Origin of the sequence: Candidatus Aegiribacteria sp. (genome assembly GCA_021108435.1) — a bacterium.
Lineage (GTDB): Bacteria > Fermentibacterota > Fermentibacteria > Fermentibacterales > JCC-6 > Aegiribacteria.
In genome coordinates, this window is sequence record JAIOQY010000128.1 from 1 (window position 1) to 13,700 (window position 13,700).

Sequence of the window (13,700 nt, forward strand, 5' to 3'; positions counted from 1 at the left end):
AGCTACAGAACACTTCTATCCCGCCTGAAGGAACTGGATCTTTGAAGGGGCCGGGGCTAACATTTAAACATTTTTGTCGAGTGATTACTATTACATTCGAATTTTGACACGAATAGAAGGGCATGACTGGCAATAGAGAATCAGTTGAAGGGGCCGGGGCTAACATTTAAACATTTTTGTCGAGTAATTACTATTACATTCGAATTTTGACACGAATAGAAGGGCATGACTGGCAATAGAGAATCAGAAAATGTTTAAGCCCCGGCCCCCAAAGCCGGCCCCCAAAGCCGGCCCCCCAAGGCGGCCCCCAAAGGAAGGAGATTTATTTGACCGGGATCAGGAAAATGGAGGATATGACACCCTCCGATTACAGTTTAATCGGACTTCGCAGCGGGCTGGAGATACATCAGCAGCTTGATACGAAAAAAAAACTATTCTGCCGATGTCCTGTGCTTCCATATTCGCAATCATTCGATGCGGAGATACTGCGTCATATGAGACCGACTCTCTCAGAACTTGGTGAATATGACGGTACAGCACTTATGGAATTCAAGACGAAAAAGGAAATTATATATCAGATAAGCAAGGATACTGTCTGCACTTATGAGATGGACGATACTCCTCCTTTCGAATTGAATCGTCAGGCGCTCGATATAGCTCTTGAAATCACGATGCTCCTCAACTGTAAACTCATCAGTGAACTTCATATTCAGAGAAAACAGTACCTTGATGGCTCGATACCTGCAGGATTCCAGAGAACTACTATTCTGGGTGTGGACGGATGGATTCCATACGGTAACAGACGTATAGGTATAATTCAGCTTGGGCTCGAAGAAGATGCATGCCGTGAGGTGAGCGATACAGGACATGATCGTGTTTACCTGACTGACAGGCTGGGTATCCCGCTCATTGAGACGGTTACTGCTCCGGAGATGGTAACGCCTTATGAAGTTGCCGAGGTTGCGGTGATACTCAGTAATCTTGCCAGGGCTTCGAGAAAGGTTCGTCGCGGGATAGGAGCTGCAAGGCAGGATGTAAACGTATCCGTCAAGGGAGGTCAACGCGTTGAGATAAAAGGTGTTTCGAGAATCCCGACTATTCCTCTCCTCGTTCACAATGAAGCTTTCCGTCAGGTCATGCTTCTTTCAATTAAGAGCGAACTGAAAAAGAGAGAGATAACCGATTCGTCTTTCGAATCATCTTCATTTGATATGACGGAATCACTTGCAGGTACACAATATAAACCAGCTGCACAGGCACTTTCGAAAGGGCTTCAACTTCACGCTGTGGTTCTTCGGGGTTACAGAGGAATACTCTCAACGGTTACGCAGCCTGGACAGACATTTGCCAGTGAGATATCCGATCGCGTCAGGGTGATAGCATGTCTTGACAGACTTCCCAACATCACTCATTCCGATTCAGAAGGAGAAAACTTCTCAACTTCTGAATGGGAAAAAATCATGAAATCAACAGGAGCTTTTAAGGACGACTCTGTACTGGTCATCTGGGGTAACGGTCAGGATATTTCTACTGCCTTAAGTGAGATTACAATAAGAGCACGGGAAGCAATCGATGGTGTATGTAACGAGACAAGACAGGCCCATCCTGACGGAACGAACGGGTTTGAAAGGATACTCCCGGGCCCGAACAGGATGTATCCTGACACTGACCTTCCACCACTGGCAATCAGTGTAGATCATATGGAAAGAATTTATTCCGCGCTTCCGGAACGCCCATGGGAACGTGCTGAACGATATACTGATGCAGGAGTTCCCGAAGAATCAGCACGACAGATGAGTATTTCCATAATGAGAGATCTTTTTGATCGTGCTGTTAAGGAAACTTCCTATTCTTCAGGTGTTCTCTCGCATTTTTTTCTGAGTACATTAAGCCATCTGAAGAAAAGGGGGAAAGCTGCGGATCTAAGTGATGATATACTGATTTCATCGCTGTCTGAAGCCGGCAGAAGATCATTCCCGATCGATGCTGTTGCTCATATTCTTGAAGATACACGCGGATCCGGATTTAAAGACATATCTCTTGCTGCTGATGAAATCGAGATGCCTGACAGGAATGCTCTGGGAAAGGCTGTAGAGCAGATTCTATCCTGCATTGAATCATCAGGAATTGAGCAGAAAATTCTGAATCGGTATATTGTTGGTAGAATAAGGCTCAAATTCAATGGTCTGATAAATGGAAAAGAAGTATCCGAAATTGTACATAGAGTACTTCTGACGAGAAATATATCATAAGTATGGAGGTGATCGACGCTGTCTTCTGATTTATACAAGGGTTACAGCGGGAAAAGCCTTGCCTGCCTGAAAGAATTCAGTGTAGGGGTCTGGAGTGATGTGGATGTTCAGTCAACCCGTGGCTCCTTCAGCGGAACAATTCTACCCAGATCCGAAAACGCAGATGAATTTCACATTGTTCTTAAATTGCACAACGGGTATAACGTAGGTCTTGCTATCGATACTATCGAATCGATTATAGAGCTGGGCCGCACAGAAGCACATTATAAAATACCCGAGAAAGAGTTTCCTTACGATCCGGATAAAAAGAATGTCAAGCTTTTTGGAACCGGGGGAACTATCGCTTCAAGGCTTGATTATCGAACGGGCGCAGTAATACCGGCGTTTTCTCCTGGCGAACTTTATGGTTCCGTTCCTGAACTGGCTGATATCTGTAATCTCAAAACAGAAAAGCTCTTTGGTGTTTTCAGTGAAAATATGGGACCGGAACAGTGGATAGGCACAGCTGAAGCGATCGGAAAGGAGATAGAAGGCGGGATAGATGGAATTGTTATCGGGCATGGAACTGATACTATGCATCATACAGCGGCAATACTCTCTTTCATGGTTCAGGATTCTCCGGTTCCGATTGTTATGGTCGGATCACAGAGATCGAGCGACAGGCCATCCAGCGACGCCGCGATAAATCTCATAAATGCTACTTATACCGCCGCGAGAAGCGATATAGCTGAAGTCATGGTTTGCATGTTCGGTCCGACAAGCGATCAGTACTGCCTCCTTCACAGAGGGACCAGGGTACGTAAAATGCACTCATCCTACAGGTCAACGTTTCGCACAATAGGAGACATTCCCCTCGCAATGGTTGAAAAAGACAAGTTCATTATACTGAAGGATGACTGCAGGAAAAGAAGAAACGACAGGAAAGTAAGGATTAATACATCCTTCGATGATCGAGTTTCCATAGTGTACTACTATCCCAACATGAAACCCGATATCATTGAATCACTTATCGATAACGATTACAAGGGTATAATTATTGCGGGAACAGGGCTCGGGCATGTAAATAAACCTCTTTATCCAGTGCTTAAGAAAGCGTGCGACAAAGGTATTCATATTTACATGACAGTTCAGACACTCTGGGGTTACGTTCAGATGTTTGTTTATGACACAGGTCGCGATATGATGGATCTCGGAGTCATACCGGCGGCGAACATGCTTCCTGAAGTTGCCTATGTGAAACTTTGCTGGGCTCTGGGACAGAGTCATGACCGAGAGGAAGTCAGAAATATCATGATGACATCTGTTGCAGGAGAAATCACAGAGAGGGAAGCACATAACGGATATCTTATTCTCCAGGGAGGGATTCCCGAAGTCGAAGAATTTATAAAAATGCATAAAAGATAAGATGTGCATTAAACTTGGGTGTTGACCTCAAAGTACTGGAACAATATTATTGATTTGTGATAAATACAGTAACGGATCGCCTGCTGTCCGGGGTGTGCTTTAAAAGCATATGTGGGGCAGTATTTTTTTTCAGTTGTTCTTGCTTGTACCACAGATCGGATGGAATCTTTACGAAGGGAGTTTCATATGAACATAGAACTCAGCGGGAGGCATTTTAACCTGACAGACGCTTTAAAAGAGCACGTTGAGAAGAAACTGAATTCAATAAACAGGTTCTATAACGGGATAGATGATGTACATGTGATTCTGGAAGTAACTTCAGGTACAAATCATGTTCATATACAGTTGCGGGGAAATCATCTCAAACTTGATTCAAAATCCAAATCGCATGATATATACATTGCATTCGATGACGCTTTTGATTCTCTTGAACGCCAGATTCGAAAACACAAGGATCGAAAGCACAACCATTCACATAGAAAACGGCAGGATTCAAACGAAAAGATATCTTCATCAACGTACTACATACCAGTTGAGGAATCAGATTTTAAGGATGGAATCCTTATCGATGATACAGTTGAAATACCCCGTCATGAAACAAAAGACGCCATTATGGAATTTGAGATCGAAGCTGATGAGCCTTTTGTCTTTCATAATACCGAGACTGGAAGTCTCAGTGTGGTATACTCGACACATTCCGGCAGAACGCAGGTCGTTGAGCTTATAGAAAGCAACTGACGGAGAAATAACTGATGGATAGTATACCAAAACCGGAGGATCTGACTGCAGCAAGACTTTTTGAGCTCCTTGGAGAAAAACTCAGTCTTGTTGCTGTCAACGGGACAACAGGCCATGATTCACTGATTGAATCTCCCGATGTCAGCCGACCCTGTATGGCTCTCACCGGTTTCCTGAACAAATTCCTTCATGAACGAATACAGATATTCGGAGAAACTGAGATAACCTACCTTGACTCACTCTCAGAAACAGCGCGAAAATCTGCCATTGAGAACATATTTCGATTTCCGATACATTGTTCTATCGTAACAAAAAACATCATCCCACCTCCTTTACTTGTGGAATTGTCCAGAAATAATAACTGCGCACTATTCAGATCAATGAGAGATACGACGCCTCTTATCCACGATCTGTCGGGCTTTCTTGATCTCGTATTTGCTCCAAGAACTGATGTTTACGGAAGCCTTGTTGAGGTTTTTGGAGCCGGACTGCTTTGTACAGGACGAAGTGCAATAGGGAAGAGTGAGGCAGTTCTCGGACTTCTGGAACGCGGACACAGACTGATAGCTGATGACAGGGTATATGTCAGGCGAATCGGTAATGCTCTTTTTGGAACCGGTGATTCAAGAATGGCTCACCATATGGAAATCAGAGGGCTTGGATTTGTGGATGTTTCCGCCTTCTATGGCATTCGCGCAGTTAAGGATAGACAACAGATTCATCTTGAAGTGAGACTGATGGAATGGTCAAGAGATGACCAGGAATTTGACAGAACCGGTCTTATTCAGAAGATGAACAGGATCCTGGATCTGTCGATACCCAGAACTACTATTCCGGTGATGCCTGGAAGGAATCTCACACTTCTTCTTGAGGTGGCTGTAATGAATTACCTTCTTAGAAGCAAAGGTAGAAGCGTTCCTGAAGAAATTGAAAAGAATCAAATTGAAACAATTATCAGAAAAGAACAAGAACTGAATAGTAAGTAAAAGTATATCTGACAGGAGTATATGAATTGAAAGCTGAAAACGCTGAAGTAATTAACAAGCTTGGAATTCATGCCCGGCCTGCTGCACAGATTGTAAAGAAAGCATCGAATTTCGACAGTCATATTACTTTAACTGTTGAACGTGATACGGTTAATGCAAAAAGCATAATGGGGGTTATGACTCTTGCTGCATGTCGTGGAAGCACCATAGAAGTGAGAGCGGATGGGGCAGATGAAATAGAAGCCGTCGAAGCTCTCATAATACTAATTAACGATGGTTTCGGAGAGGAATGAAAAGCTGAGCATTCGACTGACTGGAACAGCAGCATCACCCGGAATATCAATTGGCCCTGTATTTCTGCTGAATGTGGAAGAAATCAGGGTTAAGAAATATGTCCTGAAAGACAAAACAGAGGTGGATCGGGAATTGATACGTTTCCGGGAAGCTCTTCTGCACTCACGCGTGGAACTTGAGGAAATCTCCGGCCAGGTCAGCGATATTATTGAGGGGAAACAACTCATGGAAGTGCATATTCTCCTTCTTGACGATCCCGCCATCCATAAAGAAGTAGAGAATAGAATAAGAGAAGAACTTGTAAGCGCAGAATATGCTGTAAGTCAGGTTTTGTATGATATCCTCGAACGTTTTAATTCGATTGAGGATCCTTACCTGCGAAGCAGATCGGTAGATGTCCGCGATGTAGGCAGACGTGTGATTGCAAACCTTCTGGGAACTGAGAAAGAGGTTCTCGCGAATTTAGACCACCCCGTAGTGCTCGTATCGAGTGATCTGGATCCTTCTCAGACCGCGGGTCTGACGAGAAAACAACTCCTCGGGATTGTAACCGATCTTGGTGGTTCAACCTCACATACGGCAATACTGTCAAGAAGCATGGGAATACCTTCCGTTGTAGCCCTGAAGGATGTAGCTGAGTACGCTCATCCTGGTCAAACGGTAATTGTTGATGGAGTGCACGGTGTTGTCATACTTGATCCTGACGAGGACGAACTGGAATATTATACAGAGCTGAAAAATCGTTACAACATGGCGGAAGCAGAGATTGCGCTAAACGCTGAAAACGAGACAGTTACGGAAGATGGAAAGAAAATTGAACTTTCCGCGAATATAGAGTTCTCTCAGGAAGCTGATCAGGTAAAACGTTTTGGGGGAAAGGGAATCGGACTCTTCAGAACAGAATTCATTAGACTTCTTTCACCTGAAATCGAAGATGATGAAGAAATCCATTTCAGAGCGTATAAACATGTTCTGAAAGCAGTTTCTCCGGAACCTGTTATAATCAGGACTTTTGATCTGGGTGGAGACAAATTTTTGGAATCCATCCCCACCAAAGAGCGAAATCCTTTTCTCGGATGGAGAGGCATAAGAATCTGCCTTGACCGACCTTTAAAATTTCAGAGCCAGTTAAGAGCAGTTCTAAGAGCTGCAAGATTCGGCAATGCGTGGTTGATGCTGCCGATGATCACATCGCAGGATCAGGTTTTGCAGGTAAAAGTTATGCTTGAACAAATAGCAGCAGAACTGGATGCATCCAAGACACCTCATGGTTCAATTCCTTCACTCGGAATTATGGTGGAAACGCCTGCTGCCGCGCTGGCTATTGATTTCCTGATCCCTCATATTGATTTTGTCTCAATAGGGTCAAATGACCTTACACAGTACACTCTTGCAGTTGATAGAGGCAGTCCTTACGTGTCAGACCTTTTCGATTCGCTTCATCCCTCGGTTCTGAGACAGATAGAACATGTAGCAAGGAAATGCAGGGAAGCTGATATCTGGGTCGGAATATGCGGACAGATGGCAAGCAGCCCGCTGGCTATACCACTACTTCTTGGATTCGGGATTGATGAACTCAGTGTATCCCTGACACTGATTCCGGATGTCAAAAAGATGATAAGTGTTATTAATATGAAAGAAGCAGAAGCACTTGCACGAAAGACTCTGATGATGGAGTCAGGAAATGAAATAAGGAAATACGTACTTGAGTACGTCGAATCAAGGTATCCTGAAATAATTCTGGATGAGATTCACCGTGATAATAATGATCGGAGAAACTGAATGCATGCAATAATTCCAGTTGCGGGGAAGGGCACAAGACTTCGGCCGCATACCTGGTCGACACCAAAGCCTCTTCTGCAGGTTGCAGGTAAGCCGATACTCGGCCACATAATGGACAGGCTCGCTTCAGCTGGAATAGTGCATGTGACCCTGATCGTAGGCTATCTGGGAGATATGATAGTTGAATGGACAAGAAAGGAATATCCTGATATTCATGTTGATTTTGCGAAGCAGGACACTATGGATGGTCTTGCTTCTGCGGTTGATCTTGCGGCCCCGATGACCGGAGATGGAATGACTTTTGTAGTTCTGGGAGACACAATTTTCAGCGCTGACCTTTCTCAGGCAGCAGATCCGGAGCGGAATATGATCGCTGTGAAACGAGTAGATGATCCCAGCCGATTCGGAGTTGTTCTGATGAAAGGAGAAAAGGTAGTCAGACTCGTTGAAAAGCCTGAAGAATTCATCAGTGATCTTGCGATTGTAGGTATCTATGGTTTTTCGTCCGGTAGCGTGCTGATGAATGCTACTTCAAGACTTATTAAAAGCGGCAACAGGACACGAGGTGAATATCAGCTTACCGACGCCATGCAGCTGATGCTGGATGAAGGGCATGACTTCGGTGTTTTCAAGATCGACGAATGGTTTGACTGCGGCAAACCTGAAACATTCCTTGAGACTAACAGGAATCTCCTTGATTCCGGATCTGGTGAAAACAGAGCTTTGGTTGTGGATTCTGTTATCATTCCTCCGGTAAGTTTGCCGGAAGGAGTTGTTATATCTGCATCAATAGTAGGACCGCACGTTTCCATTGGATGCAGTTCAAGAGTAGAGAATTCAATAATATCCAATACAGTAATCGGAAAACGCTCCAGTATTGATCTGGTGAATATCAGAGATTCAATCATCGGGGATGATGTTGCTGTATCAGGAAAAGCTGAAAAACTCGACGTCGGTAACTCGAGCACAATTGAATTATAATTATAGAGAATACCCTTCAAATATGAACGACAGTATCCCGGTAGTATATGCTGAATCGCTTGTGAACAGGGGCGGTACAGGTGTATACCTCAGGCGATTACTTGAAGGTTTTATTCAATGTAATGCGCATGTTCTGGCAGCCACGGCGAATAGATTGATGAAACCATCCGAAGCGCTTCATACAAATATATCTGCAGGCGGCATACTGAAAGTATTTCATGAAAATATTACTCTGCCTGGTCTGGCGGCATCTGTATCCCCTTCAATAGTTCATCTTCCCGCTTTTGCAGGAAGACCGCCACGCGGAATCCCGTGCGCGGTTACTCTCCATGATCTGGCGTTTCTGGCAAATCCGTCCTGGTTTCCACGGTTGAGATCTGTGTATTATCGCCTTTTCTTCAGGAGAGTTGCGAGAAGAGCCGATGTACTGATGGTTGACAGTGATTTCACAGGAAGAGAAGCGGTGCGCCGGCTGGGCGCAGACTCAGAAAAAATCAGGAAAGTATATCTTTCAACTGAATCCATGCAGCTTGATCAGGAGGTATTTCGGAAATCCACCGGAATTCGTGACAGATACATTCTATTTGTCGGAACAATTGAACCAAGAAAAAACATTTACAGCCTCCTTACAGCCTGGCAGACTGTTCATCAGGAACATCCTGATCTGAAGCTTGTGATTGCTGGAAGATGGGGGTGGGGACCGACCGCTTTAAAGAATCTGCTCAGGAGCAGCAGTGGAGTTATCTGGACAGGTCAGCTTCCGGACAGCATTCTGAAGAGCTGTATTACAGGTGCTGAATTGCTTGTCTATCCATCATTTTATGAAGGTTTTGGTCTTCCACCTCTTGAAGCGGCATCGGCTGGAGTCCCCTCGGTAATCACTCCGGCGGATGCGCTGATAGAGATATTCTCGGGAATCTCCAATATTGCACTGAACCATAATCCTGATTCAATAGCCGTAGCCATACTTGAATCTCTTGATACGGTATGCGATAGAAAGAGGCTGATTGAATTTTCATCAGGATTCAAAGTTAAACGCATGGCAGAAGAAGTACTTGGCGTATACAGGGAGTATTCGAAGTGAAAATTCTGGAAGTTTACAAAGATGTGCATCCTCTGGTTCGCGGAGGAATTGAACGATATATACATGATCTTTCATCGTTCCTGGCGGAGAAGGGGCATGAAGTGGAAGTACTGATTGCGGGAGATAACAGTGATGGTTCTGATATTGAAATATCAGGCTTTAAAGTCAGAACAACTCCCTGTATCGGAAGAGTGATGTCAAATCCAATATGTCCTGGATTAATTGATTCCTTACGAGAAATTCCCGCTGATCTGGTGCATTTTCACGTTCCTCTGCCTTCCGCTGTAATATCCTGGCTGATGACCGGCAGCAAGACACCGTATATTGTCACGTATCACAGTGATATCGTGAGACAGGCTGCATTTCTGCCCTTTTATGGTCCATTTCTTCGAAAATTCCTCAATAGAGCAAACGCGGTAATCACCACTTCACCTGTGTATGCCGAAACATCTGTATTCTTATCACGATTGAAAAATATTTCAGTAATACCTATTGGTTCCGACCTCAATCGTTTCAAGCCTTCTGATTCAATGGAAACCGGAGATTATGTTCTTTTTGTGGGAAGATTCAGGAAGTACAAGGGTATTCATGTATTGCTGAAAGCGTGGAAGCACTTTCGGGATCGTCGACTTATCATGGTTGGCGGAGGACCGTTACTACCGGAGATTCATCGTGCTGTCAGAAAAGACAGACTCAACATTGAGATCATTCATGACCCGGATGATGACAGACTTGTTCAGCTTTATCAGGGCGCAAGATGTCTTGTCCTTCCATCAACTCTGAGGAGTGAAGCTTTCGGTATTGTTCAGACCGAAGCAATGGCATGCGGTACTCCAGTAATTAGTACTTCGATTCCAACAGGTGTTCCATGGGTCAATGAGGATGGAGTATCAGGTATTATTGTACAGCCTGATAATCCGGATGCTCTTGCTGATGCGATAATACGAATGGATGATTCAACTCTGCATGACAGACTTTCACGAGGCGCCCTGGAGAGGGCAGAACTTCTATTCGACAGTTCGGATCTCCTCTCAAAAATCGAGATCCTTATGCGAGAAGTAATATCAGAAATAAATGATGGATAGGCTGACCGGTCATTTTCGGGCAGAAGTGTTCCTTGTACTTCTGGCAATTGGAATCGGAGTACTCGAAAATCTCGTACCAAAACCATTCCCGTTTCTCAGAATTGGTCTTGGCAATGTAGTTACTGTTTCAGCGATAATAAGATTCGGCACGATGACAGGCTTGAGAATTAATATACTCAGATCAACCGGAGCAGCATTATTACTGGGAATAATAGCAACTCCAACTTATCTTCTCTCACTTGCAGGAGGGATAGTATCTTCAATAGTTATGGGAAATCTGAGAAAAGCATTCTCCGTTACAGGTATATCGGTTGCCGGCAGTCTTTGCAGTCTGTGTATTCAGTTATTTCTGGCAATGCTTCTTTTGCCCGGTCTTCCTGTTGGTACTCTTGCTTTGCCGCTTGTGATCTGGGGTATTCTTTCCGGAACCGTAACCGGGATTATTGCAGTTATACTGTTGAGAAAGGGGTTTCCCTGGATTCGGGAAACAGGGGTTGATTCAACCTGTTATCAGGGATAGATTAATATAATACTGGAGGAGAAGTGCTTCATAATCGTTCGACTCGATTCTGGATAATAATCTCATTCCTTGGAATGATGACTGGAACAGCTTTGGGAGAGGGAATAGCAGCGATACTGCCGGAATCATCAATTGCTTTGAGGTCATTCTTTTCCGGATCGCTTGAGTTCTCTGTGGGTCCTTTTGGATTTGATCTTATCGTTTTCAGATTCATTCTTGAAGAAATAGCTTTCAGGGTGAATCTGATGAGTTTTGCGGGACTGATGTTTGTAGGTTATCTTTACCGCTGGTTCTAGTTCGAAAAATTAAGACAGGGGGATGAAATGATGTTTCGTCCAGGTACCGGCGAAATTATTCTGATAATAGTTGCTCTTCTTTTGCTTTTTGGAGCAAAGAGAATCCCTGATCTTGCTCGATCGGTAGGTCAGGCGCTTCATATGTTCAGAAAAGGAATGAAGGAGGAATTCTCAGATAAAGAAGATGAGGAAATAGATTCTGAGAACGGAGAAAATTTGAATGGCGACAGTTAGTTACAGTTCAAGAGAGATCGATTGTAAGATTGTTTACGCGGGCCCTGGACTTTCAGGAAAAACAACAAACGTGAAACACATTCATTCAGTGATCCCGTCTGAAGACCGGGGTAAGCTTATTTCTCTGGCTACTGGAAATGAACGGACCCTTTTCTTTGATTTCCTTCCTGTAAATTCAGGAACCATATATGGTTTCAAGGTACGCCTGCATCTTTACAGCGTCCCTGGACAGGCGATGTATTCGGATAGTCGTCAACTGATTCTGCAGGGTGCAGATGGAATCATATTTGTGGCGGATTCTCAGAGGGCAAGGATGGATGCGAATATTGCCAGTCTCAGGGATCTGAAGGAGAATCTAAGGCATACAAAACGGAAAGGTCTCAGTCTTGTTCTTCAGAATAACAAACGTGATTTACCTGACATTCTACCATCTGAGACAATTAGAAATACGCTTGGCCTTGAACGGGTTCCATGTATTGAATCTGTTGCTACAGATGGAATTGGTGTTTTTGAGACACTCAGAAAAGCGAGCAGGATTGTAATGCGAAGACTTCATCGACAATTCTCTCTTGTTCTTGAAGAAAAGAGCGGATAGAGTGAGCGACAGTCAACCTGTTGATCTTCTCCTGGTTCGGCTCAGCAGGGAGGAAGAGAAAGAAAAAGTTCTTGAAATGCTGATAAGCGAACTGGGAATGTCTCACGATGAAGCCAGAGAAAAAGTAGATAGCTCTCCGAATATTCTCAGCGAGGGCATCTCAATGGAGCAGGCAAGAATTCTGCAGAACAGAATGTACCCCTACATAGATCTGCTGCCCAGATCATATTCAACAATTACTCAAGAAAACGTTGTTTCATCTGATGTTAACCAGGAGAATATATCTTCCGAATCGCTTCAGTCAGATGAAACTGATATCGATATACAAATCGAATATCCTGAAGAAGAAACGCTGAATTCTGAGGATGAAGAAAAGCTTGTTATCACAACTGCTGCAGATGAAGTACTGTCGATTGATCGATGCCACATCTGCGGTCGTACTCCAACAAGTTCCCAAAAACTTGCTCCATGCAGAACGTGTGGAGAACTGACCTGTTCAGATTGTTTTAATCGTAAAATGCATGTATGTGAGAAGTGCGTATCTGAAGGGAGAGCTGTTGATCGACCGCTGGACAACAAACCGGAGCGCAAAAAAGATCGGAAGCATGAGATTACCAGTGATGACAGAAAAAAAACCATAAGTGAAAATCAGAATATCTTTTCAAAGCTTTCACCTGCTGTTATTACAATTACAGCCGCTGTTCTCATCCTGATCGCATTCTTCCTGATTGATCCCATTAATCTTTTTAGCAATAATATGAATGGTTCAGGGATGGGATCATATATCTCCAGCGAGGATTCAGTTGTTTCTGCAGTACTTCCGGAATCCGATTCAGTACCTGATACTATATTAACGGAAATGCATACAGATACTCTTATTTCACATGAAGACAGTCTAACCGCACAACCTGACACATCCCGAACATTAATTTCACTGAGGAATATCAGGATTCCAGAATTTCCCGAAACTCCGGATGAAATTGTATTACCAAGGCTGCTACTTTCGACACCGGTTCGCGGCATTCAGGTTTACAGAGATTCGCTTACACTCCTGTCATACCCTGTCGGGTATATAGCCACATCTATTTCTGTTAAAATCGATGCTATTTCACTGATTCATACATCAGATGGATATACACTATTTATCATGTCTATCCTTCATCCCGAGCCGGTTGAAAAAAGAACTGCGCTGATCAGCAGTATCGGAGAATTACTTGACTCCACAGTAGTTGATCAAATGGTTCTCTACTATCGCGAAAACGACTATTATGATTCAGATCTCTTTTCTTTTGTCTCAGACAGTTTCAGTGTGATATCCCAGTCAAACAGCCCATACTTCCTGCAGAGAAAACAGGCGACTATACCGGAAATCAGAACACTGGTATTTGAAAATATTAATGATTGGATTACCAATCTGGACTGATGGTTGTTTTCACTGAAGGATTTCCA

Annotated in this window: 14 protein-coding genes; all 14 read left to right on the plus strand. The window is 43.9% G+C overall.

All coding sequences use genetic code 11. The features are described from left to right. Positions 1 to 326: 326 nt before the first annotated feature. Positions 327 to 2,252 (plus strand): Glu-tRNA(Gln) amidotransferase subunit GatE, encoded by a 1,926-nt coding sequence (gatE, locus tag K8R76_07270; protein MCD4847973.1) that lies wholly within the window; start codon positions 327 to 329, stop codon positions 2,250 to 2,252. Between the two features lie 18 nt (positions 2,253 to 2,270). Continuing rightward, entirely contained in the window at positions 2,271 to 3,656 is a 1,386-nt protein-coding gene (gene gatD / locus K8R76_07275; GenBank protein ID MCD4847974.1) for a Glu-tRNA(Gln) amidotransferase subunit GatD, read from the plus strand. Between the two features lie 186 nt (positions 3,657 to 3,842). Beyond that, positions 3,843 to 4,394, plus strand: coding sequence for a ribosome-associated translation inhibitor RaiA (gene raiA / locus K8R76_07280; GenBank protein MCD4847975.1), 552 nt, complete (start codon positions 3,843 to 3,845; stop codon positions 4,392 to 4,394). Between the two features lie 14 nt (positions 4,395 to 4,408). Beyond that, positions 4,409 to 5,380 carry an HPr(Ser) kinase/phosphatase gene (gene hprK, locus K8R76_07285; protein ID MCD4847976.1) on the plus strand — a complete coding sequence of 324 codons (972 nt, stop codon included), beginning with the start codon at positions 4,409 to 4,411 and terminating at the stop codon, positions 5,378 to 5,380. A 26-nt stretch (positions 5,381 to 5,406) separates the two neighbouring features. Continuing rightward, the gene (locus K8R76_07290; GenBank protein ID MCD4847977.1) at positions 5,407 to 5,673 is read left to right on the plus strand and encodes an HPr family phosphocarrier protein; all 267 of its coding nucleotides are present in this window, start codon (positions 5,407 to 5,409) and stop codon (positions 5,671 to 5,673) included. Further along, on the plus strand, positions 5,654 to 7,456 hold the full coding sequence (ptsP, locus tag K8R76_07295; protein ID MCD4847978.1) for a phosphoenolpyruvate--protein phosphotransferase: 1,803 nt from the start codon (positions 5,654 to 5,656) through the stop codon (positions 7,454 to 7,456). Before K8R76_07290 ends, ptsP begins: the two co-directional genes overlap by 20 nt. Further along, on the plus strand, positions 7,457 to 8,437 hold the full coding sequence (locus tag K8R76_07300) for an NTP transferase domain-containing protein (GenBank protein MCD4847979.1): 981 nt from the start codon (positions 7,457 to 7,459) through the stop codon (positions 8,435 to 8,437). Between the two features lie 22 nt (positions 8,438 to 8,459). Continuing rightward, positions 8,460 to 9,521: a glycosyltransferase family 4 protein gene (locus tag K8R76_07305; GenBank protein ID MCD4847980.1), complete on the plus strand. Its 1,062-nt coding sequence runs from the start codon at positions 8,460 to 8,462 to the stop codon at positions 9,519 to 9,521. Then, positions 9,518 to 10,606: a glycosyltransferase gene (locus tag K8R76_07310; protein MCD4847981.1), complete on the plus strand. Its 1,089-nt coding sequence runs from the start codon at positions 9,518 to 9,520 to the stop codon at positions 10,604 to 10,606. Before K8R76_07305 ends, K8R76_07310 begins: the two co-directional genes overlap by 4 nt. Further along, positions 10,596 to 11,126 (plus strand): Gx transporter family protein, encoded by a 531-nt coding sequence (locus K8R76_07315; protein MCD4847982.1) that lies wholly within the window; start codon positions 10,596 to 10,598, stop codon positions 11,124 to 11,126. The genes K8R76_07310 and K8R76_07315 overlap by 11 nt, the downstream gene beginning before the upstream one ends. 23 nt (positions 11,127 to 11,149) lie before the next feature. Further along, complete coding sequence (locus tag K8R76_07320; protein ID MCD4847983.1) at positions 11,150 to 11,422, plus strand: hypothetical protein; 273 nt, start codon at positions 11,150 to 11,152, stop codon at positions 11,420 to 11,422. A 30-nt stretch (positions 11,423 to 11,452) separates the two neighbouring features. Continuing rightward, positions 11,453 to 11,656, plus strand: a complete 204-nt coding sequence (gene tatA, locus K8R76_07325) for a twin-arginine translocase TatA/TatE family subunit (GenBank protein ID MCD4847984.1) — start codon at positions 11,453 to 11,455, stop codon at positions 11,654 to 11,656. Further along, positions 11,643 to 12,251: a gliding-motility protein MglA gene (locus K8R76_07330; GenBank protein MCD4847985.1), complete on the plus strand. Its 609-nt coding sequence runs from the start codon at positions 11,643 to 11,645 to the stop codon at positions 12,249 to 12,251. Before tatA ends, K8R76_07330 begins: the two co-directional genes overlap by 14 nt. 1 nt (position 12,252) lies before the next feature. After that, the gene (locus tag K8R76_07335; protein ID MCD4847986.1) at positions 12,253 to 13,674 is read left to right on the plus strand and encodes a hypothetical protein; all 1,422 of its coding nucleotides are present in this window, start codon (positions 12,253 to 12,255) and stop codon (positions 13,672 to 13,674) included. Positions 13,675 to 13,700: the final 26 nt, after the last annotated feature.